A 23,870-nucleotide genomic window follows, 5' to 3' on the forward strand; every position below is an offset into this window, starting at 1 on the left:
ATGCGCACCTGTAAGCTAACTCTTGCTGGTATTTATATTTAAATCTAGTATATTAAATTTATTAAACTTACTGGAGAAAAGATTCATGAAAATAATATTCGCAGAAAATCTGTTGGTTTTAAGAAAAGAGCATAATTTATCGCAAGAAGGCTTAGCTAATCAATTATTTGTTACTAGGCAAACTATTTCAAAGTGGGAGCTTGGGGAAGTGACGCCTGATCTCAATAAAATTCAGTCAATAGCTGAATTTTTTGATTTGCCCGTTGAAAATCTGCTATTTGGTGATTCTATCAGGAATATTGAGGATCCTCTTATTAAAGAGAGCGTAATTAATCAGGAATGGAATGGTAAGAGGCTGTGGCAAGAATGGCAAATGAAACCAATTAATAATTTTTAGCGCATTATTATTGGATTATATTTGCTTTATCTGGTATGATTTGGTGGTTTTTGAGAAATTAATGTAAAAATATATGTCTTAATCAAAAGCAATGAATTTTTTGTAAGTATAGATAATGTTAAGTCTTGTACATTAAACAATCGTGTACGGATGATTTAGTCAATTAAAATAATATTTTTTTTAAAGTGCTAGTGGTATAGGATTTCCAAAGTCTTATGCCATAAAAAATAATATGCGTAAATGTCTTAAAACCAATTCAGAACATGTTCGAGTAAACCGGTATCCCATATCACGAATAGGCCAATAAGAATATAAATAATGCGACTTAAAGGTGCTCCCCATTTCTTGAATATAATCTTGATAATTTTTAGTTGACCAAAGAAGTAAGCTAAAGTTAGCGATATAAAAGTGAGTATTACAAAGTAAACTAAGGTAAATAGGAGACTAGGAAAGGATAATGTTGCTAGAACCGGTACGTAGACAGCGATATTATCGGCACCACAACTGACCAAATACATTAATAGGACAGCTATAATACCTTTTTTCGTTTTATTCTGAGCACTTTCCTCATTATCATTCTCACCTTTAATACCCATATATATTGGAATTAACCCAAGAAAACCAATAGCCCAGGTAGGTGTAATGGTTTGAATTAGTTGACCAATTATCGCACTCATAGTAAAGATTAAAAGCATACCTACTTCGTAACCGATAAGTGTTTCTTTGAAACGGTATTTTTGTAACAAGAACAATAAAATGACAAAAAAATCCAAGTTGACACCGATAAATAGCATTGTTACTAAGGGTAAATTGAGCATGTTAAATCCTCTTTCATGTTATAATCAACGTATGTTAATATAAACATATGTTATCATCAACATATAAAGGAGTCAACATATGAAAAATGAAGAGATCATTTATAAAAATGAAATGGAACGCATATTTAAGATATTAAGTAATCCAACACGCTTGCAAATTTTGGTATTATTAGAAAATAAACAATTGAGTGTCAATGAAATAGTGAATGAACTCTCGTTATCCCAGCCACAAGTATCACACCAACTAGCCATTTTGAAAGAACACCAATTAGTTAATGCTGATAGAGTAGGTAAGCAAAGTCTTTACCGATTAGATGATCCACATATTTTAAATGTGATTGATTCTACTAAAAACCATGTTAGGCATGTCGTGCTTGGTAAAAAACATGGTGAGTTATAATTTTAACGATAATATAGGATTTAATATTATAAAACGAGTAATCTTGTCTGTTTTTTAAGTCTCATAGATGTACAATGTGAGTAAGAAAGGTAGGTCTTGATTATGATCAAAAGCAAAAATGAATGGCTGCAACAATATATAACGGTGATATATGAAAGCAAGGAACCTGTTTTTAGAATAGTTGATACTGATGCCTTATACACATTTACTGGTACTAAATTTGATGATCTTTTGGATAGTAAAAAGATCAAATTAGCTCTACTTGACTCGTTTAGAAGTAAAGGTATTTCTTTAGGTACTGTTTCTGATCAGGTGTTACGAAAAGATTATGGTCTCGAACTCATTAGTAAATCATAACTGTTTGACGGAATAGGACGATTTTAATAAAACTTGAATAGCGTAAGTAATATAGTAAAAGGACTATTTGAACATTATAAATGTTTAAATAGTTCTTTTTGTAAAAAATTATTAATTATTGATGAAAAAATATTGATATATAAATATTTGTTAATGAGGAATAGGTAACCTTATTAAAAATAAATAAATAAATAAATTTGATGCCAATGAATTGTTTTTTTGATTCGAATAGGTTATCATTGTGGTGAAACGTTTCGATAACTTTTTTTAGGAGAGGTAAATGAACAAAATAGTAGAAAATTTGTTTTCACAAATGACTATTGAGGAAAAAATTGGTCAATTAATTCAAGTTACAGGTGATTTTTTTCAAAATGGTGATAGTAAAATTACTGGTCCACTTAGCCAAGAAAATAGACTAAAAGATAGTGTTCGTTATACGGTTGGTTCTGTATTAGGAGTTTCTGGTGCTAATGACGTAGAAAATATTCAAAAAGATTATTTAAAACATAATCGTTTAAAAATTCCTTTGCTGTTTATGGCCGATGTTGTGCATGGCTATAAAACAATATTTCCAATCCCATTAGGATTAGCGTCAACTTTTAATCCAGATATGATGACTATTTCTTCCGAGGTTGCAGCTTCTGAATCAGCAGCCGGTGGTGTACGAGTAACTTTTGCGCCTATGACGGATTTGGTGCGTGATCCTCGCTGGGGACGGGTAATGGAATCAACCGGCGAAGATCCTTATTTGAATTCAGTAATGGCAGCAGCCTCTGTTAAAGGGTTTCAAGGTAAATTACCAATTGATGAAAATCATGTAGCTGCGACTGTTAAGCATTTTGCAGCCTATGGTGCACCGGAAGCTGGACGGGAATATAATACAGTTGATATTTCAGAATGGCGTTTTCGTGACCAATATTTATCTTCATACAAGGCGGCTATTGATGCACAGGCAAAACTAGTTATGACATCGTTTAATACCTTGTTTGGTATACCCGCTACTGGTAATAAATACTTAATGAAAGATATTTTACGAAATGAATTAACTTTTGATGGAGTTCTCATTAGTGATTGGAATGCCATCGAAGAACTTATTCATCATGGTACTGCTGAGGATCTAAATAATGCTGCTGAAATTGCATTAGATGCTGGTGTTGATATTGATATGATGGCTTTTGCCTATGCCAAGTTGTTAGACAATATTAATGGAATACCGGACAAAGTATTAAAGTTGATTGATGAATCAGCAATTCGTATTTTAGAATTAAAAGAAGAGTTGGGATTGTTTGAAAATCCCTATGTAGGGATTAGTCAGCAAAAAGAAAATGATGAAACTGTGGCGCAAAAAAATAAGCAACAAGCATTACAAGTTTCTGAAGAGTCAATAGTTTTGGTTAAAAACAATAATGGAACTCTGCCACTGTCACCCCATCAACGCGTCTTTTTAACAGGACCAGCAGCGAATACTGGTGATTTACTTGGTAGTTGGTCTTGGAAGGGTGATATCGATGATACGGATAGCTTGTTCACACAGCTAAAGCAGAAAGTAGATACAGTTGATTTTTCAGAGGGTATTACCTATCATCAAGATGTGCCACAGGATTGGAATAACATTGTAGATCAGGTGAATGATGTTGATGTGATAGTAGTCGCTTTGGGCTTGCAAAGTTCTGAAAGTGGTGAAGCTACTAGTATGACCAATCCGGCCTTGCCAGATGGACAAATAGCTTATCTACGAGCGCTGCAGGCATTGGGTAAACCAATTGTGACGATTGTTGTAACTGGTCGACCGTTAGTTTTGACAACAGTGGACGAGCTATCAGATGCTGTATTAATCAGCTTTTTCCCTGGTACTATGGGAGCAGAAGCGCTTTCCAGTATTTTGGTTGGTGCCACTGAACCTACTGGTCGCTTGCCGATGACTTTCCCAGAAAATGCAGGTCAGATACCTATTTACTACAATGCCTATAATACTGGTCGACCGGTAGAGGTAGGGATGGATAATGGTGAAGAAAAATATATATCTAAATATATTGATAGTCCTAATGAACCACTTTATCCCTTCGGGTTTGGTTTAGGGTATGCCAATATAGATATTGTTCATATTGCGGTAACCAACCATGTAATTTCTTCGTCTGGGACGATTGAACTAGTGGTGCAGTTGGCAAATACTTCTGATCGTTCTGGCTCAACTGTGTTACAGTGCTACACGCATCAAATTGTAGGAGAGACAGTACGACCATTGAAAGAATTGAAATGGTTTAAAAAGGTATCCCTGCTAGCTAATAGCAAAAAAGAGGTAATAATTAGTCTACCGGTGAATAACTTAGTTAGTGTTCACTCCGATTTGAGATCTTATGTTGATGAGGGATATTACGACGTGATGGTCGGTCTAAATTCATCAGAATTGAGTCATGACGATATCCAAATTAAATATTTAGAGGAGAAATGATATGCCGGTAATTAAAGATGGAAGCACTACAGTTAATTTGTTGGATAATGGTGCAATAAGCAAAATTATCTCCGGAAATGTGATGATTAATCAAATTGAGGGGAACAATTTGGATGGCAGTTTTGCGAATATTTTTTTACGAGTAAAGACGTTCAATCATTATAATATACATCCTCTAACAGGACCACTAAGTAATAGTGAAGTAACTTATTCAACAAACTCAGTAACATGGACAGGTGAATTTGAAGAAATCATTTACCAGCTTAATTTATTAATTCATGACGATACATGGTTTTGGACTGTTGATTTAGAAACAGAACAAACAAAGATGGTTGACGTGACCTATACGCAAGATCTTGGCTTAGGTGTAGAAAAATTTGTAAAAACAAATGAGGCCTACGCCAGTCAATATATTGATCATTTAGTTGTTACTGAGAATGATACTATAGCTATTGCCTCACGACAAAATCAAAGCCAATCCAGTCAGTATCCTTATTTGCAAGAAGGCAGTTTTGAAAAATTGAGTAGTTATTCAACTGATGCATATCAATTTTTTGGTACAGAGTACAAACAAAGTAGCATTCCTAAAGCATTCCAGCAAAGCGATCTAGATAATTATAATCAACAAAATGAAAGCGCTTACACGGCGTTGCGCACACACGAAATTAATTTAAATCAAGATAATGTAAAATTTGTTTTCTATGCTAGTTTTGAAGAAAACCAACCAGCTGGCAACGATCATTTGCTAATCAATTTGAGTGAGTTACACAAACGTTATGCTACCGCTGTTGTGTTGGGTGAATCGAAAAAACTGGAACCAGTAACCACAGTTCTACCCATGACTCGAGTATTGGCTGGCGATAAATTAACTGAGGAAGAAGTAGATCAGTTTTTCCCGAACAAACTACAAGTTGAAAAAAATGAAAAACAGATTTTATCCTTCTTTAACTCAGATGGCTCGCATGTCGTTTTACCAGAAAAGGAAAAAATACAAGATAGGTTGTCAGGAAACATTGTATTAAGTTCTCTGAGCAGAAAACCAGGTGAAGCAGTACTTGCCTCGACACAATATATCACAGGAATTTTTGAATCGCATAATGTATACGCAAATTCAGATCTCAATATTTTATCCACTGACACGCGTGATGTGTTTAACATATTTAAAATTAGTGGGACACGAATTTTTATTTATATTAATGGCGAATATCAGATTTTAGGTATGCCCTCACTATTCGTGATGCACTATAATGGGGCTGATTGGTATTATAAAACTAATGACGATGTTATTAAAATAAGTGATGATGCCAATAGTTCAAACCATCAATTATCATTACGATTCGAGTCGTTGAAACACAAACAATATGATATTTTATTAGCTACACAAATTAATAGTCAAACTCTTGGTGCTGAGTACGGATATATTTTTGATGATGATACGGTGAAAATATCACCAGATCCTCAGCAACTAATGGCTGAAAAGATGCCAGATCTGAGCTATATAGTTGATTTTTCAAACCATGATGGGAAACAAATAGACCTAAGTGATGAAAAGATGGTGTTCAATCAAGACTTAGAATTTCCTACAAATCAAGTATTTTCTAAATATCATAGTGTAAGCAATTTTATGGTGCAGACTGGGATATTTAGCGATAACTTAAGGGTAGAAGATCAGGATGAGACGCGTCAAGCACATGCAAAGAATATAAGTGATTTATTAAAAAGTTTCCACTTGGCAACTAATAATCCGGATAAAAAAGATTTATTAGAGCGAACCAATTTGATTCTGCCGTGGTTTGCGCACGATGCGCTAGTACATTTGCTGTCTCCTCATGGTCTGGAACAGTCTAGCGGCGCAGCATGGGGTACAAGAGATGTGAGTCAAGGGCCTACGGAGCTTTTCCTCGCTACGGAGCATTTTGACGAGGTTCGCAAAATCATAACAAATGTTTATTCACATCAGTTCATTGAAAATGGCAACTGGCCACAATGGTTCATGTTCGATCAATATAGTGGTATTTATGCTGATGAGTCTCATGGTGATGTTATCATTTGGCCCATGAAAGTGGTTGCTGATTACTTAGCAGTAACAAATGATGTAACTATTTTGCAAGAAAGATTGCCATATATGTCTCACGAAACCCAGAAGACGACGGATAAAGATGCAAAACTTATAGATCATTTAGTTAAACAAATTAATTATATTGAGAATAACTTTTTATATGATACTGCTGTTTCAGCGTACGGTGATGGTGATTGGGACGACACGTTACAACCTGCGGATGCATCACAAAAACAAGAAATGGCTAGTACATGGACTGAAGAATTGACGATTGAAGTATTTCGAAAAATGGCACATGTGTTAGAGAAAGGAAGTGAATTACAAAAACGATGTGCTGCACTAGCTGATCGTATGTATGAAGATTTTAAAAAGTACTTTATGCAAACGGATGTGCTACCAGGTTTTATTAAGATGAACAGCAATCACGAAGTACAACCAATTATTTATCCGGGTGATCAGAAAACTGGCATCAACTATCGATTGCTGCCATTGTCTCAAGGTGTTCTAAGCCAAGTATTGACTAGTTCTGAGGTCCTAAACGCTTTACAAACTATTAAAGAAAAGTTATTGTATGCAGATGGTGTTCGATTAATGGATAGACCTGCTCAATATCATGGTGGTGTGAGCAAAATTTTCAAGCGTGCGGAGCAATCGGCTAATTTTGGTAGAGAAATTGGACTTTTGTATGTTCATGCTCATATTCGTTATGCTGAAGCTATTGCAGCGAATGGTGATAAAAATGAAGCTTGGAGGTTGCTAGATTTAGTCAATCCGATTAACTTGACCGACCGTGTCCCTAACGCGGCCATTCGACAAGCTAATGTGTACTTTTCAAGCTCAGATGCAGACTTTGATACACGCTATGAAGCACAAGAACATTATGATCAATTAGCAAAGCAATCAGTTAATGTGAAAGGAGGTTGGCGTCTATATAGTAGTGGCCCAGGAATCTTTATCGGTGCACTTCTTCAGAGTATTATGACAATTAGAGAGTCGGGAAAAAATAACACACTGCCTTTCGATAGTGATATTTATATCACAATGGACTAAAAAATTTTACTTATAATTGAAAGCGCTTACAATGATATCAAACTGAGTTACCCGTTTTCAATGAATAAATGGGAGATAATAAAATGAACATTAAGAAAATAGCAATAGGTGTGGCAATTGTAGCTATTGCTGGTGGTGGTTTTGTTGCATTAAATCAGGCAGCAAATAATGACAGCGGTTCTTCTTCAAAAACAGTTTCGTTCTGGTATGGGGGCGATGGAGACACCGATATTAAGCCCATTATCAAGGATTTCACTAAGCAGACTGGCATCAAAGTTAAAATTCAAAGTGTACCGTGGTCACAATATAATGATAAACTTTTGACTGCAGCTGCCTCAAAGTCAGGACCAGATTTAATGGTTATGGGGACAACTTCAGTTCCTAACTTTGTCAGTTCAAACTCGTTAATGGATATTTCTGACGTCATCAAAAAAGACAAAAATTTACAATCAAATAAATTCTTTAAAGGAAATGTAGAGACAACGAAGGTTAATGGTAAATACTATGGTGTGCCATGGTACACCGAAACACGCGTTTTGTATTATCGTAAGGATCTATTGCAAAAGGTTGGCTACAACGAGCCACCAAAAAACTGGGATGAATTATATGATGCTGCCAATAAGTTATCACAGAGAAGTGGTAAAGATACGTACGGATTTAGTATTGATCAGTCTGAACCAACTTTTGGATTTATGATGGCTAGGCAAAACGGCGCCACATTGTTGAACAAAAATGGTCAAACAGAATTTAATCAAACAGCAATGGTTGAAACGATGAGTTACCTACAAAAATTTGTTAAAAACGGTGTTTCACCCAAAGAAGACTTGAAATTATCTATTGGTGAATCATTTGGAAACAAGGGGCTATTACCAATGTTTGTATCTGGACCGTGGATGGTTAAAAGCATTGAACAGGATTCAGGATTGAAGGATAGCCAGTGGGGTGTTGCTCAATTACCAGCAGGTAAATATAACAATATGTCAAATACTGGTGGTGGTGATTTGGCAGTATTCAAATATACATCACACAAAACAGAAGCCATAAAACTGATGAAATTCTTGTCTAAACGTGAGAATCAAATTAAGTATTATAAAAATAGCAATTCATTACCAGCACGAACAGATGCTTGGAATGATAAGTCTTTGCAAAATACTAAGGTGCAAGTTATTAGAAAGCAATTGAATTCATCTCAACCTATGCCACTAATTAAGCAGTGGGATCAAATTGGTCAGAACTATGTTAAGGCTTGGGAAAAGATTTCGGTAGAAAATGCTGATCCGCAAAAAACAATGAATACGTTCAATGATCAAACAAATAAGAGCTTGGACACAAGTAAATAAGCTTTCAATAAAAAGGAGATTTCATGAAAAATAATTTGATGAAAAAATTAATGCCTTACACATTTATTTTTCCGGCTCTATTACTTTTAATCCTGTTTTCTATCATTCCAATTATTATTTCATTGGTAATTAGCTTTACAAATTTAGATATTACCGGGTTAGGTAATTGGGGAGCGGTTAAGTTTATTGGTCTGAGTAATTTTATTAATTTATTTCATGATAGTTTGTTTTTGCAGGCTGTCGGTAATACATTATTTTATGTCGTGATTGGCGTTCCAGCTGTTATTGCGTTGTCCCTAGCAATAGCCATTATGATCAATTTTGGTCAGAATAGGTTTTTCAAATTAATGCGATTGGTTTTCTATACACCATCAATAACTAATACAGTTGCTGTTGCAGTTGTTTGGACGTTTATGTATAACCCAAGCACGGGATTGATTAATAATATCTTGAATCAAATAGGATTGGGCTCGGTAGGCTGGCTAACAGATCAGAATGTGGCTAAGATTGCTCTGATTATTTTGGCCGTCTGGAAAGCCATTGGTTTGAATATGTTGATTTTCTTGGCTGCATTGCAAGGTATTCCAAAAGACTTTTATGAGGCTGCAGAACTGGATGGAGCGAGTTGGTGGCAACAAACAATTCATATTACAATTCCGTCATTAAAGTTTTCAATTTTCTTTGTGTCAGTCACAACTTTAATTGGTTGGTTCCAATTCTTCGATGAGCCATTTGTTATGACAAAGGGTGGACCATTGGGTAGTACAAATTCGGTTGCATTATTTGTTTACCAAAATGGTTTTCAGCAGAGTAACTTTGGGTATGCAGCCAGTGCATCATTTGTGATGTTTGCGGCAATTATCTTGGCAACTCTAATTCAGTTTAAACTCCAAAATAAACAACAAAACGGTTAGAGTAAGAAACTATTTTATTTATTTAGGAGAATAACTGACTAAAGATTTAAGAGAAAGGAAATACAATGAGTAATAGTTTACTTAAATCACAGCAAAATTCACGTTTTATTGTAAGTGTTATCTTGGCTGTGTTTGGATTTATAATGATATTGCCGTTTTTATGGATGTTCTTGTCGTCTTTTAAAACAAATGCTGAAATTGTCCAAAATACCCGAAGTTTTTTTCCTAAGCAATGGACATTGGAAAATTATCGTAATTTATTTCACAGCGGTTTTACATTGTATCTTAGAAATACATTAATAATAACCTTCTTCTCATTCGTTGGTATGTTATTCAATGCTATGGCAGGATATGGGTTTGCAAAATTTAAATTTAAAGGGCGTGGTGTCCTATTTATTATGGTTCTAGCAACTATGATGATTCCTGGTCAAGTAACCATGATCCCGGTGTATTTAATTCTTAACCAGATGCATTTAACAAATACGTTAACAGGTATTATCTTGCCCGGATTGGTTGGTGCCTTCAGTATCTTCTTATTCAGACAATTTATATCTAATATATCTGACTCAATTTTGGAAGCAGCACGTTTAGACGGTGCAAGCGAGTGGTATATGTTCTGGCACATTATTCTACCAATCTCAAAGCCAGTCTTAGCAGTACAAGGAATATTGACATTTATTGGTGGTTGGAATGCATTTTTGTGGCCTTTGATATTAGCAAATGATGAAAAGTATTATACATTATCAGTTGGATTACAGTTACTACAAGGTCAACATACAACGGATTATGGTATTCAAATGGCAGGTTCGTCGTTTATGGTCATTCCAATCATTATTATCTTTGTTATATTCCAAAAGTATATTTTACAAGGATTCAATATTCAGGGAGATAAATAATGTAAAATAAAACCTAAAAGGTATTTATTATAAAAAGCTAGGTAAGGGGATTATTATGGCAGGTATTCAAAAGATTGCAGAAAAAGCAGGTGTTTCTATCTCAACAGTTTCTTATGCGCTCAATGGAAGTAAAAAGGTGACTGAAAAAACACGTTCTCGAATTTTGAAAATTGCTGAAGAATACAATTATTCACCAAACTTGGCAGGAAGAATGTTAAAAAAACAAAAAAACTATATCATTGGATTGTATCTGCATGATTTTGGTGGATACTTTTATAGTCATATGATTGATGGTGTTAATAAAGTGTTATCAGAAAATAACTACGAGGTTATTGTGGCGACTGGTGGTAGCAAAACGCGTGATTTTATTTCACAAGGTTTAGTTGACGGGGCTATTATATTAGACTCTGATTTTCCAGATGACCTAATTAAAAAGTATGCTTTATCAGGCAAGCCAATTGTTGTTATGGATCGAAAGTTGTCTGGTGACAACATTACACAGGTTTTATTAGACAATGTAACTGGATCTAAACAAGCCATCCAGGCATTGAATGAAACAGATATCGATTCTTTTGTTATCATAACAGGTCCCAAAAATTCACATGATTCTAATGAAAGATTGTCTGCAGCTTTGAAAGCAATTGATGAGAGTAGCAATAGACCAGTTAAAGTTATTCATAGTGATTTCACCATTACCGGTGGTCGCAACGCAGCGAAAGAGATTATCGATATGAAGTACGAAAAGATAGGTATATTCGCTTTAAACGATGAAATGGCAGTTGGATTGATTGAGGAATTACCGACTGAAAAAATTGGTCATGACATACAAGTTATCGGCTTTGATAATGATATTATTGGTCAGTATATTACCCCAGGTTTAACAACTATTGATTATTCAAAACATCATTGGGGTAGTGTAGCTGCCAAAACGTTATTAGAAATGATTGATGATCGTGATCAATTTAATAGCAAAAAAATATTAACACATATTCGGCACCGTGGATCACTTGAAAAACTAGAAAATAACGACTAAGTGTTTTGATGGAGAAATTAGTTCGATGGCAGTAAGTCATATTGAGTTTTACTCTGAAAAATTAGAAATGAAGACTAGAGTTAATGTGATATTACCTGAACACTTTGATAAAGGTGGGAAAGTTTTATTACTTTTACATGGTTTAGGTGATGATGAAAATACATGGTTAGAGCAGACTAGGATTGTTTCTTATGCTAGTGAGTCGAATATAACCATTATCATGCCGAGAGTTGATCGTAGTTACTATACTACCAGCGTGGGAGGTCCTCAATACTTTGAATATGTTAGTCAGGAAATTTTACAACGGTGTCAAAACTGGTTCAATATACCAAATAATAAAGAACAAACTTTTATAGCTGGCATATCTATGGGAGGATTCGGCGCGTTAAAAGTAGGACTAACAAATCCAAAAAAGTTTAAACAAATTTTTGTTATGTCGGCCATGCCGGATGTTCTAACAAATTGGCGAAATAATTCAGAGCGTGATGAATGGTATCGGAGTTTGTTTGGTGAACCAGAACAAGTTCAAGGATCAATTAATGATATTTCTTACTTGGTGGAAAAGCAGGATAATATAGATCCGGAAATTTGGCAACTTTGTGGCCGAAGCGATCCTTTCTACGACATGAATGTAATTCTTGACCAACAAATTAGACAAAAAGGATTAAAACATCAGTTTGTGGAAGTTTCTGGTGGTCACGAATGGTCGGTGTGGGATAAAGCTATTAGACAGGTACTGAACATAATTGATGACAAGTAGTGATGATATGTAGTTTAGTTAAAATTATATAGGAGCAGCTAATGGTAGAATTAAATCTTGAACATATTTATAAAAAGTACGACAATGCTGACGATTACTCTGTAACCGATTTTTCGTTGGATATTAAAGACAAAGAATTTGTTGTGTTTGTTGGACCGTCTGGTTGTGGTAAATCTACTACCATCAGGATGATTGCTGGTTTAGAAGACATAACAGAGGGCGATTTATTAATTGATGGTAAGGTTGTCAATGATGAACTACCAAAGAATCGTGACATTGCGATGGTTTTCCAAAACTATGCGCTCTATCCTCACATGAGTGTATACGATAACATGTCATTTGGATTGAAATTACGTAAGTATTCCAAGGAAGACATTGACGAACGTGTGCACAATGCCGCACGTATTATTGGATTGGAAGAGTATTTAGATAGGAAGCCGGCTGCTTTGTCAGGTGGACAAAGGCAACGAGTTGCGTTAGGTCGAGCAATTGTTCGTGATGCCCCTATATTTTTGATGGATGAACCATTATCTAATTTGGATGCAAAATTACGTGTGTCAATGCGTGCTGAAATTGCAAAGTTACATCGTCGATTGCAGACAACAACGATTTATGTGACTCACGACCAAACAGAAGCAATGACAATGGCAGATAGGATTGTTATTATGAAGGATGGTAAAATCCAACAAGTTGGTACGCCACAAGAAGTATATGATAATCCAGCAAATCTGTTTGTAGGTAGTTTTATTGGCTCTCCAGCAATGAACTTCTTTGATGTAACATTACAGAATAATCGTATTCTTGATAGAAAAAACAATTTCTCGTTAGAAGTGCCTGAAGGTTGCTTAAAAGTACTGCAGTCTAAAGGATATGCAGGTAAACGTTTAAAATTAGGTATTAGACCAGAAGACATTCACACAGAAAATACATTTATAAAGGTGTTTCCGAATGCAACAATCAAGACTACTGTGAATGTTTCCGAGTTGCTAGGAGCTGAATCACAATTATATTGTAAGGTAGGTGATCAAGAATTTATCGCCAAAGTGAATTCAAGAGATCATATTCAACCAGGAGCCGAATTAATTGTCGGCTTGGATTTGAACAAAGGCCATTTTTTTGACCCAGAAACTGAGCTTACAATATACTAATACATTAAACAACTACAAGCTTTCTTTTTTCCAAATAGGCAAGCCTCTGAATATATTCAGAGGCTTTTTTGTTCATTTGGCAACTTTAAATATGCTGACTATAAATAAGACTAAGAACCAAAGAAGCGATAATACGGTAGTAATCATTGTTGTGCGGGAAAATAACAATATAAGAAATACCATAAGCATAAACAAAATAGTCAAATAATTTAAGAATGGTGCGCCTGGCATCAAAAATAACTTTTTACCGTGAACAAATGACTGTGTTTTTCGATATTTAATATGTGTTACAAGCAATGTAATGTAAATAATAATAAAAGTAGCTGAAGCAGTTGCTGTAACCATACTGAAAGCATCTTCTGGGAATATATAGTTTAATCCAATGACTGAGGCGATTAAAAATGCTGATAAAGTTATCCCATGCATAGGAATATAATGTTTATTTAGTCGATTGAAAAAACTATTTTTTGGTGATAATGAGAAAATCATTCTTCCAGTTGTGAACAATGCACTGTTCAATGATGAGGCAGCAGCGGTTAAGATAACAAAGTTAATAATCCCGGCAGCTGCAGGAATACCAATACCAGAGAATACTTGGACAAAAGGTGACATATTAGCATTATAGTTCGTCCATGGCTGGATAATCATGATGGCTAATAAAGCACCGACATAAAAAATAAGTATCCGAACGATAATTGAATTAATTGACTTTGGAATGGTTTTTAGTGGATTTTTAGTCTCTGCAGCTGTGATGCCGACAAACTCTACACCCAGGAATGCAAAAAATGCCATTTGAAAAGCTGCTAGCAGATGGTTACCGTGGTCTGCTATGAGACCATGTTGCCACAAAGTCGATAGTCTTGTTACACCAGCTTCACTACGAATTTGAAAAAGGATCATGATAATACCAATTAAAATCATAGCAACTATAGCAATAATTTTAATTAAAGCAAACCAGAATTCAGTTTCTCCGAAGGCCTTGACAGCAATAATATTCATGCTGTAAAGAACAATCAGAAAGAGCAACTCCCAAAGCCAAGCAGATGTTTGCGGAAACCAAAATTGCATATATTTTCCAATGGCGGTTAGCTCGGCCATGGCAATAATTATCCAGCCTAACCAATACGTCCATCCCATAACAAATCCTACTCGTTCGCCCAAATACTTTTTAATAAAACCAATAAAAATAGTTTGACTTTGATCAGTCAATAATAATTCACCTAACGCACGCATCATAGAAAACACGAAAAATCCTGTAATGATATAAACCAATAATATAGCTGGTCCGGCTTTTTGAATAGAATCACCTGCACCTAAAAAGAGACCCGTACCAATGGTTCCCCCTAATGCAATCATATTGATATGACGACCGGACAAGGTGCGTGATAATTTTTTTTGTTGTACCATGACAATTTTTCCTCCCAAATAACTATGTACTATGGTAAATTATTTTGTATAATAAATAAAATTAATCTTTTTCAGTTTTAGATGAAAAAAAGTATTTTAAGGAGTTATTTTGTGTCGACATTTTCTTATCAAGTTTTTGCTACAGTTGTACGCTATCAATCTTTTTATCAAGCATCCCAAGTACTGAATGTGACCCCTAGTGCAGTGAGCCATTCTATTAATCAGCTAGAAGAACAACTGGGATTTCCGTTATTAATTCGTAGTCGTTCTGGTATGACATTGACTCATGATGGAGAAATAGTCTTACCGTTTGTTCAAAAGATATTAGATGCCGAAGCTGATTTACAGCAGATGGGTTATAATATCAATGGTTTAAGATCAGGTTCAATAAAAATTGGTGCTTTTAGTAGTGTTTGTATTAATTGGTTGCCTAAAATTTTAAGTTCATTCTCGAAAAAGTATCCAGACATTGAAGTATCTATTGTACAAGGTAGTTTTGAGGATATTAGTAAAAAGGTTAAATCGGGTGAATTAGATATAGGATTTACGACGTTACCAGTAGCCGATAGTTTGGATATAACGCTGCTAATCAAAGATCCAATATATTGCATCACACCTGCCGACTTTGAGCCTGAAAATAAGAAAAATATAACACCGCAAGATATTATTAACCAAAAATTTATTTTACAAAAAATAGATTATGATCGTGATACCAAATCAGTTTTGGACAATTATAGTGTCACTATTAATTCAATAAATTTTTCAATTGATGACCAATCAATTATTTCCATGGTTGAAGCTGGAATTGGTTTTGGAATATTACCTGAATTAGCGTTACAAAAAATACAAGGAAATGTCAAAGTCTATCCTTTTCATCAATCTTTTGTGCGTCAAATCGTGCTGGTTATGAATAAAAGTAAAATTATATCACCGTCTGTGGCTGAATTGGTAGTGGCAATCAGAGATTTTGTGACACAGACGTATGCTATTAACGTTGAGAAAATAAATGATATATCCTGACAGATTAGGCACCTTAGTACAATTAAGGTGCTTTTTTTGTGGTTTTAATAGTTCTTTCGTTGACAATTATATTAATTAAGTATATATTAACAATGTTAATATAAGGTGAGGGAGAAAACTAAATGAAAAAAATAATTTTAACAGCACTGTTTGTGTTAGGAATATTTATCTGTATGCTGGATACTACTATTTTGAATGTGAGTTTACCGAATATTGGAGAACATTTAAATGTCGGATTAGATTCACTTTCATGGGCACTTAATATATACTTAATTTTATTTGCATCGCTGACTATACCACTGACAAGAATTGCTGAAATAGTAGGCGTTCATAAGTCTTTTCTATTTGGGGTACTTTTATTCGGCCTGGGATCAATTATTTCAGCTTGTTCTTCTGGATTAAGTGTATTGTTGATGGGGCGAGCAATTCAGAGTATCGGCGCTTCGGTTATCTTTCCGCTTTCTATGACTTTGGGGATAGGACTAGTATCTATTGAAAAAAGAACAGGGATGATTGCGTTATTGGGAATTACTCAAGGGTTAGCTGCTGCCATAGGGCCCGTAGTTGGTGGTATCGTGACACAATTTATGGGTTGGCGGTGGATATTTTTGATTAATGTGCCACTAACTATCTTGATGATCTTGGTTGGAGTCACAAATTTGAATGTACGTAACGAAGTACAATACAAACAAGCCATGGATATTTGGGGTGCTGTATTAATTATGATAACTCTCGCTGCATTGTCACTAGGCATGATGCAGGGAAGAGTATGGGGCTGGACATCTTTACAAATTATTGGATGTTTTCTTATTGGTTCAGTGGGATTTCTGTTGTTTATATTGATTGAGTATCGAAGTAAGAATCCAATGATACCACTAGCACTATTTTTAAATCGCAACTTTACGGTGTCTAGTTTAATTATTATTTTAAGTAATCTTTTTTTGGTGGCTACCACAGTTATTCTGCCAACTTATTTTACTAATATTGAAGGATTTAACACGTTGCACTCGTCTTTTTTAGTGTCGCCAATCTCCTTAGCAATCTTAATCTTCTCGCCAATATCAGGATTTTTAGAAAAATATATCAGTGCTAAATGGCTACTATTGCTTGGTTTTACTATTATGTTTTGTGGTTATAGCTGGCTTTCATATGGTGCATTGACAAATCAAACATATGCAATATCGGCTGGTTTTGCCATCGGTATGGGTTATGGTACCGTAACAGGACCGATTTTGATTATTGCTGCTGGAAATCTGAAAGGTAAATTACTTGTTGCTTCTCAAAGTGTGACAGGTGTATTGCGGCAGATTGGGTCAATGCTTGCTGTTGCAATATTTGTGACAGGGCTATATGGGAATTTAACCGTAGCAAGGAATCAATCCAAAAGTTATGCGCAAAATCAGATTATAAAGACAAATTTGCCAGTTGAGCAACAAAAAAAGTTACTCAGTCGTATTAATAAACACATGGATTCAACACAATTTGTTAAGAGTGATTTATATTATGTGCCCGAAATGTTAAAACAACCTATTCAAAATGTAGAAAAAAAGACTCATTTATTGTTACGAAAGGCTTTTGAGAGCCTTTACTTAACTTCTATACCATTTATATTGTTTGCCGGCCTTATTAGTTTATTGATAAAAAATAAAAAAATAGATTTGAAATAGATGTGTGCTTAGTATCATTTTTAGATATTTCAAGTACGTTTGTATTTTGACAAATGTGTATAATTATGAAAGAGTAAACACGGAGGAAAAATATATGACTATGAAAGGCAAAGAAATTGTTTTAGGCATATTACAAAATGGGCCGAGGACGGGATATGAAATTAACGAAGTGATACAAAATCGTTTGAATCACTTTTTTGATGGTACTTTTGGCATGATTTATCCCACACTAAAAAAGCTTGAAAAAGATGGCTTGGTTATTAAGAAACAAATAACACAAACTGATAAACCGAATAAAAATGTATATTCTATTACCGAAGAAGGGCAGAGAGTCTTTTCAGAGGAACTAATGAAACCTACAACACCGGAAGTTTTAAAATCAGATTTCTTGATGAGATTATATTTTAGTAACCAATTAGATTCGGCTAAAATTAAACAGTTTCTAAAAGAAGAAATTAGTCGTAAACAATCGCAATTAGATGATTTAGAATCACAGCTTGAGTCCTGGCAAAATAATGGTATGACTGATATGCAGAAAGTTACATTTGATTATGGTGTGATATATTATTCTTCAACACTTAAATTTTTAAAAGAGCTTTTATATCAGAGCGATATATAAAAAGATTAACTATGTAGCGACAACCCTGTTAATTTTAAAAAATAAATTTTTATACTTTTTGGTGAAAATTATGAACTGAAAGTTTTAAGTAGCCAGAAAAAGTGATTACTTGAAGTACTGGGAACTTAAATCCAAGTATCAAAGGGTATTCTGTTAAAACCTTACCAATTATTGAAACACTAAATAAGATTGGCTTAGATGAAGGCACTTTTTTTCCTGAGGCAAGCGATTAAGTAACGAAAATAAAACACTTTATACAGTATCTGAACTGAATGTTACGGATAAAACAGTATCGATCAACTCAATTTTCAAATGACCCAGAGTTTAAAAAAATCAGTGACTCTATGATTGGTTTATCACAGATTTTTACTTGATATTGTTTATTGCGAAACTCTGTTCTGGCTTGTATGGTTTCACAGAGACGAAGAAAGATATTTACCTAAAATCGGATTTATTTTAAATTGTGTAGGTTATCTTAATCTTAATAAAAAATAATTAAGGTGCGATATTAGTCTATTAAATTGAGGTATACAGATGTTAGATTACAAGGACGAATATTGGGAGAAATAGCAACATTTTTAGGGGATCCATACTTCATTGTAGAGACAGCGCTTTTTTGTAAAATTGCTATATTTTAGGAATGGTTTTTTGTCCTTTTTGATTTGAAAAATCAACTACTAAAATTCTTTAGAAGAGATTATAAACGGATATGGAATATACTAAAGGAATGATTACAGGAACTCAATTGGCAAAAGAATTCAACGTCACATGTTCCAGAGTAAATCAAGTTATTTTTGATAGTAGCTTGAAAGACCATTTAATTAAGCAAGACAAAAAGAAATTAATTGCGGAAGAAGTTCTGAATTAACTAAGAAAGTACTTTATAAATGCTTCTGAAGAAAGGACATCATATAATCAACACGATATAGAATTTGTTGCTAAAAATTTAAGTATCCAAATTAAAGAATTTAATTTAAGTCGTTAAGTGTTGAAGATGAACAAATTTGTGAACAACAACAGTTAGCAGGTCAGGCTTAACGCTTACAAAGAGATAGACAAGCAGCAGTTTAAAGACTACAAATTATTAATTTAGAGTAGTGCTAAAGAGAAAGTATTGAAGAAGATTTAGAAACACGTCAGAAGCAACCTAAGGGAGAATATAGCAATAGAATTAAGCTACAAGATTCATTCAATCAAGAGCGTAATAAAGGTTTTGGGGTTAAATCGTTTGGTTAAATAAAGCATATTCATTTAATAGAGTAACCAATTTCACAAATTTAGTTGACATGCGTTTATCATTCGTGTTTAAATAATATCCATGTTTATAACGAAATATAAATATTTAGGGGTGGTATTATGAACATGTTTAAGTATTTAATCTTATTTTTAGGCACTTTAGGGGTAGTAGCAATTGCTGTGAGGGGGGTATCGAAATATGCCAGTGCACAAGATGCTGCTATGTTTAATGCCTATTACTATGATGTAACAAATGCTCTTAAGCCATTGTTATCATGGGTTGAGGTGCTAACACAGGCTGTATATGATGCTGTTTATAGAGGATTGGTGGGAAGACTTGGACGGCAACAAGCAACACGTGTTACTTGTTGCTCTAGCTGGAGCTATTTCACTATTGATTTGAGGTATATAAATGTTTGAAGATGTTAGGTTACAAGCACATGCTCTGATGGAAATTGCCACAGCTTTAGGTGATTCATATGCAAAACCAGTATCATTTGCACTTGTTATACAAGACCTTGGCGGTACTGACGAGACATTTTCAAAAGTATTGTCTCAAACAAGCTATTTAATAAATACTAATGACATTAGTAAATATACTCTAGCTGATTTCAAAGCATTTTATCAGGAATTAGAGCCAGAAGTATTTAAAGATGTTAGTGATATTATGATTATTAAACTGTTAAATGCTTTAGCAAAAATATATATTGATGACCTGTATCCGATTGCAAAGAATATAACACAAATATATCAACTAGATAATAAACTACCTGGAGCTTAGAAAAAATCCCTCTACTTGTCATTGTAAATCTAATAATTTTCTCGACATTTTACTTTGTCCAGATTGTTAGGTTTATATCACAAGTAAGGGGATTTTTTTGTGTAAGATAGCTACAACGCTCTGAAAAATTTTATATTGACACCTGATGCTTATCAGGTATCGTTCAGTTTTCCGATTGTAAAGTGAGGTGGCCTACATTAAAGTCAATATTGAAATTAAAAATATTGTTCACTAGCTTTTATTAATCTACATCATATTTTAATCATTGCGACTATAAAGACTAACTGTAAGTTCTACATTTGAGAAGTAACCTTCTAAAAATAATAAGTTCATCAGCACTAAACATCATGCTAAAATGGTATTTTATATTTGGTTTCTAAAGAATTTGTAGTTTTTATATACTCTAAATCCATAGTATAGGATCGTAAAGCCACCGTAAAGCAGAGCAATCTTTTGATCTTTAATGACTCCCAGAATTATTACGCATAAAGCAAGAAATAAAATAATAGGGTTCACATGATTAAAATACTTTTTTAGCCAATTGTATTTGTACATATAATAGTCTCTCCAAATAATTAGTAGATACTTTATTGTATAATATTGACAGACGTTTATCAAATGTGTTTGAATTGTAGTTATCTATGAATAGTGAGTAGGAAATACTTATTAGTGAAAAAAATAATTTGTGAAATAAAAGGCTTATCTCAAAATGATATGGCTAAAACTGTAAATATTTCTGATCAGGTTGTTTCTAATTGGAAATGAAGAGTTTATTTATACAAGCGAGTGACTCACAATAAGCAATGTTTTGTAATGATATATTTTTAGAGTAATTTAAAAGAAATAATAAATGCTATAATACTTTAAGACAATGACGACATTAAATCAACTTTTGGGGGAGGATATATGTTAATTCGAAATATGGTACGGGCTAAGCCAATTAGTTGGTTATTATTCATATTTGGCTCCGACATTATGATGACATATGGTTTGTTATTATATCATGGATCAACACGTTTTAATCCCATGAGAGATTATATAACGATATTAAAGTTTGTTTCTATGGATCTTGTTAGTTTTGTATTTATTATGCTTTTTTTTGATTGGTTACATGTTAAATTTTTTCAAAATAGCTCGGAAAGTTTGTTAGATAAGATATTGCGAATCGGTGGCAACACGATGGCTGCATACTTTGGATGGTTTACGATAGGTTTTGTTCTATTACAATTAATTAGTGATTTCCAAGCAAAGCAATTTTGGTTGTTAGCTATTATGTCTGCTATTTTGGCGGTTATTAACTGGCTATTACGACGTGTAACGCCAGTCAAATTTCAATTAAATCCAATGGTAGCAGACGACAACTAATGGTCGTCTGCTTTTTAGTTAGAGGACACATGCTATAATAGAAAATATGCAAACCGTGAATCCACAAACAATTTTAAAAGAAAAATTTGGGTATGATAATTTCCGAGCTGGTCAGTTGGATGTTATTAATAAAGTGCTTGCGCACAAACATGCATTAGCTATTATGCCAACTGGTGGTGGAAAATCAATTACCTATCAATTGCCCGCAATGATGTTTGATGGTATTACTTTAGTTATTTCACCATTAATTTCATTAATGAAAGATCAAGTTGATGGGCTAAACACAACAGGTATTCCAGCAACTTTCTTGAACTCAACCGTTGATGGACAAGAACAAGCACAACGAATGTCAGATCTACGTCATGGTGTTTATAAAATGCTATACGTTGCACCGGAACGTTTAGAGGTGCCTAGCTTTTTTAGTTTTGTTCAGAGTCTTAATATTGAGCTTATCGCAGTTGATGAAGCGCATGTGTTGTCTCAGTGGGGGCATGACTTTCGTCCTAGTTATCTTAATATTTTACCATTGCTAGAACAAATTCCAGGGCACCATGCCCTACTGGGTTTAACAGCGACAGCGACTGAACGGGTTCGTGAAAACTTACAACAATTACTCCAAGTAACAGATGAAAATACGGTATTAACAGGATTTGCTCGTGATAATTTAGCTCTGAAAATCATTCACAATCAAGATAAAAGAAAATATGTTGTTGAATATTTACGTAAAAATAGTGATCAAACAGGAATTATCTATGCAGCGACTCGCAAGCAAGTTGATGAATTAACAACGTATCTGAACAAAATAGGCATAAAAGCTGCCCGGTATCACGCAGGCTTGTCAGAAAAGGAACGACAAAGTCAACAAGAAGACTTTTTGTATGATGAAAGTCCTGTCATTGTAGCTACTAATGCTTTTGGAATGGGAATTAATAAACCTAATGTACGTTATGTCATTCATTATTCTGTTCCTGGAAATATTGAGGCATACTATCAGGAAATTGGTCGTGCCGGTCGTGATGGACTACCAGCTGAAGCTATATTGTTATATGCACCGCAAGATATGCATTTACAAGAGTTTTTTGTTCAAAAATCTGAAGGCTCAGAAGAACATAAACAAAATGAATATGATAAAATTCGAGAGATGAATGCGTTCGCGAATACACAAACTTGTCTAGTACGGTATCTGTTGCAATATTTTGGTGAAACCGTTACAAAAGACTGCGGTCATTGCTCTAATTGTTTAGACACACGGGAATGGGTTAATGTGACGGTTGATGCACAAAAAGTATTAGCCAATGTGATTCGTATGAACCAACGGTTTGGTAAAACAATGGTAGCAAAAGTGTTAAAAGGATCGAATGATGCAAGTATCAGAAAGTATGAGTTCCTACGAGAATTACCAACATTTGGACTGATGAAGGAACGCACATTAAAAGAGTTAACTCGCTTTATTGATTATTTGACAGCTGAAGGATATCTTCAGTTTGAAGGAGCTGAATTCCCCGTCCTTAAGGTGACTTCATCGGGTGCCGAGGTATTGAAAGGGCAAAAAACTATTCAAAAGAGGCTGGAGAAGATACGTATTGTAAGTCAAAGTATGAACAGTGATGACTTAAAGCTGTCGGATAATGACAATCGTTTGTTTGCAAAACTGAAAGAAAAGAGATTAGCTTTAGCTCGAGAAGCAGGGCTACCACCGTTCTTGATTTTCTCAGATAAAACATTGTTGGCTATGGCCAAATTGAAACCACAAACAGATGTAGCATTTTTATCTATTCCAGGTGTGGGGGAGAAAAAGTTTGAAATTTATCATCAAGATTTTGCAAAGGTTATCAATGAATTTATTGTAATTTAATCATAATTATATTGACAAAAACTAATAATTGTCTTAAGGTAATATCAAGATATTAAAGTCGTTGAAACGAAGAGTAAATATGAAGCTGAAATACAAGCGAGTCAGGAGAGTGAAAGCTGACATGACGTAACATATTGAAGATGAACGTGGATGATACTGTGGAATTGATTATGCAGTCGGTTAAACGCCGTTATAGTTATGAGAGCACATTGTGCTGAATTTGGGTGGTACCACGTTTTTTACGTCCCTGTTAGTCTTATGACTAACAGGGATTTTTTTAGTTTATACGAGTTTTT

General features: G+C 34.3%; 21 protein-coding genes. 19 read left to right on the top strand and 2 right to left on the bottom strand.

Annotated elements, in window-relative coordinates; genetic code table 11:
* The first annotated feature begins 85 nt into the window (after positions 1-85).
* Positions 86-397 (top strand): helix-turn-helix transcriptional regulator, encoded by a 312-nt coding sequence (locus ESZ47_RS07250; protein ID WP_148606143.1) that lies wholly within the window; start codon positions 86-88, stop codon positions 395-397.
* Positions 398-642: 245 nt separating this feature from the next.
* Here ESZ47_RS07250 and ESZ47_RS07255 read toward each other — a convergent pair whose 3' ends face one another.
* A complete protein-coding gene (locus ESZ47_RS07255; protein WP_148606145.1) occupies positions 643-1,215 on the bottom strand; it encodes a cadmium resistance transporter in 573 nt (190 codons plus the stop codon).
* A 79-nt stretch (positions 1,216-1,294) separates the two neighbouring features.
* Between ESZ47_RS07255 and ESZ47_RS07260 the strand changes: the two genes are divergently transcribed.
* From ESZ47_RS07260 to ESZ47_RS07305, 10 genes are all read left to right on the top strand, one after another.
* Positions 1,295-1,615, top strand: a complete 321-nt coding sequence (locus tag ESZ47_RS07260; protein ID WP_148606147.1) for an ArsR/SmtB family transcription factor — start codon at positions 1,295-1,297, stop codon at positions 1,613-1,615.
* Positions 1,616-1,717: 102 nt separating this feature from the next.
* The gene (locus ESZ47_RS07265; RefSeq protein ID WP_148606148.1) at positions 1,718-1,972 is read left to right on the top strand and encodes a hypothetical protein; all 255 of its coding nucleotides are present in this window, start codon (positions 1,718-1,720) and stop codon (positions 1,970-1,972) included.
* Positions 1,973-2,252: 280 nt separating this feature from the next.
* The gene (locus ESZ47_RS07270; protein WP_148606150.1) at positions 2,253-4,424 is read left to right on the top strand and encodes a glycoside hydrolase family 3 N-terminal domain-containing protein; all 2,172 of its coding nucleotides are present in this window, start codon (positions 2,253-2,255) and stop codon (positions 4,422-4,424) included.
* Position 4,425: 1 nt separating this feature from the next.
* Positions 4,426-7,533: a GH36-type glycosyl hydrolase domain-containing protein gene (locus ESZ47_RS07275; protein ID WP_148606152.1), complete on the top strand. Its 3,108-nt coding sequence runs from the start codon at positions 4,426-4,428 to the stop codon at positions 7,531-7,533.
* A gap of 83 nt (positions 7,534-7,616) precedes the next feature.
* A complete protein-coding gene (locus tag ESZ47_RS07280; protein WP_148606154.1) occupies positions 7,617-8,873 on the top strand; it encodes a sugar ABC transporter substrate-binding protein in 1,257 nt (418 codons plus the stop codon).
* A 23-nt stretch (positions 8,874-8,896) separates the two neighbouring features.
* The gene (locus ESZ47_RS07285) at positions 8,897-9,787 is read left to right on the top strand and encodes a carbohydrate ABC transporter permease (RefSeq protein WP_042251985.1); all 891 of its coding nucleotides are present in this window, start codon (positions 8,897-8,899) and stop codon (positions 9,785-9,787) included.
* Positions 9,788-9,852: 65 nt separating this feature from the next.
* Entirely contained in the window at positions 9,853-10,683 is an 831-nt protein-coding gene (locus ESZ47_RS07290; RefSeq protein ID WP_042251988.1) for a carbohydrate ABC transporter permease, read from the top strand.
* 55 nt (positions 10,684-10,738) lie between these two features.
* Entirely contained in the window at positions 10,739-11,716 is a 978-nt protein-coding gene (locus ESZ47_RS07295) for a LacI family DNA-binding transcriptional regulator (RefSeq protein WP_148606156.1), read from the top strand.
* Between the two features lie 25 nt (positions 11,717-11,741).
* Positions 11,742-12,476 (top strand): alpha/beta hydrolase, encoded by a 735-nt coding sequence (locus ESZ47_RS07300; RefSeq protein WP_148606157.1) that lies wholly within the window; start codon positions 11,742-11,744, stop codon positions 12,474-12,476.
* A gap of 41 nt (positions 12,477-12,517) precedes the next feature.
* The gene (locus tag ESZ47_RS07305; RefSeq protein ID WP_148606159.1) at positions 12,518-13,624 is read left to right on the top strand and encodes an ABC transporter ATP-binding protein; all 1,107 of its coding nucleotides are present in this window, start codon (positions 12,518-12,520) and stop codon (positions 13,622-13,624) included.
* 72 nt (positions 13,625-13,696) lie between these two features.
* Here ESZ47_RS07305 and ESZ47_RS07310 read toward each other — a convergent pair whose 3' ends face one another.
* Complete coding sequence (locus tag ESZ47_RS07310; RefSeq protein ID WP_148606161.1) at positions 13,697-15,031, bottom strand: amino acid permease; 1,335 nt, start codon at positions 15,029-15,031, stop codon at positions 13,697-13,699.
* Positions 15,032-15,142: 111 nt separating this feature from the next.
* On the opposite strand from ESZ47_RS07310, the gene ESZ47_RS07315 reads away from it, so the two are divergent.
* The 8 genes from ESZ47_RS07315 (at position 15,143) to recQ (ending at position 23,574) form a co-directional block, all read left to right on the top strand.
* Entirely contained in the window at positions 15,143-16,051 is a 909-nt protein-coding gene (locus ESZ47_RS07315) for a LysR family transcriptional regulator (RefSeq protein WP_208797479.1), read from the top strand.
* Positions 16,052-16,173: 122 nt separating this feature from the next.
* Positions 16,174-17,718: a DHA2 family efflux MFS transporter permease subunit gene (locus ESZ47_RS07320; protein WP_148606165.1), complete on the top strand. Its 1,545-nt coding sequence runs from the start codon at positions 16,174-16,176 to the stop codon at positions 17,716-17,718.
* Positions 17,719-17,812: 94 nt separating this feature from the next.
* Positions 17,813-18,337, top strand: a complete 525-nt coding sequence (locus ESZ47_RS07325; protein ID WP_148606167.1) for a PadR family transcriptional regulator — start codon at positions 17,813-17,815, stop codon at positions 18,335-18,337.
* A gap of 709 nt (positions 18,338-19,046) precedes the next feature.
* A complete protein-coding gene (locus ESZ47_RS09325) occupies positions 19,047-19,205 on the top strand; it encodes a hypothetical protein (RefSeq protein ID WP_161595282.1) in 159 nt (52 codons plus the stop codon).
* 488 nt (positions 19,206-19,693) lie between these two features.
* Positions 19,694-19,993 carry a hypothetical protein gene (locus ESZ47_RS07330; RefSeq protein WP_148606168.1) on the top strand — a complete coding sequence of 100 codons (300 nt, stop codon included), beginning with the start codon at positions 19,694-19,696 and terminating at the stop codon, positions 19,991-19,993.
* Positions 19,986-20,354: a hypothetical protein gene (locus ESZ47_RS07335; protein ID WP_148606170.1), complete on the top strand. Its 369-nt coding sequence runs from the start codon at positions 19,986-19,988 to the stop codon at positions 20,352-20,354. Before ESZ47_RS07330 ends, ESZ47_RS07335 begins: the two co-directional genes overlap by 8 nt.
* A gap of 906 nt (positions 20,355-21,260) precedes the next feature.
* Positions 21,261-21,719: a Tellurite resistance protein gene (locus ESZ47_RS07340; RefSeq protein ID WP_148606172.1), complete on the top strand. Its 459-nt coding sequence runs from the start codon at positions 21,261-21,263 to the stop codon at positions 21,717-21,719.
* Between the two features lie 46 nt (positions 21,720-21,765).
* The gene (gene recQ, locus ESZ47_RS07345; protein ID WP_148606174.1) at positions 21,766-23,574 is read left to right on the top strand and encodes a DNA helicase RecQ; all 1,809 of its coding nucleotides are present in this window, start codon (positions 21,766-21,768) and stop codon (positions 23,572-23,574) included.
* Positions 23,575-23,870: the final 296 nt, after the last annotated feature.

Origin of the sequence: Leuconostoc litchii (assembly GCF_008107645.1) — a bacterium.
GTDB classification, from domain to species: domain Bacteria; phylum Bacillota; class Bacilli; order Lactobacillales; family Lactobacillaceae; genus Leuconostoc; species Leuconostoc litchii.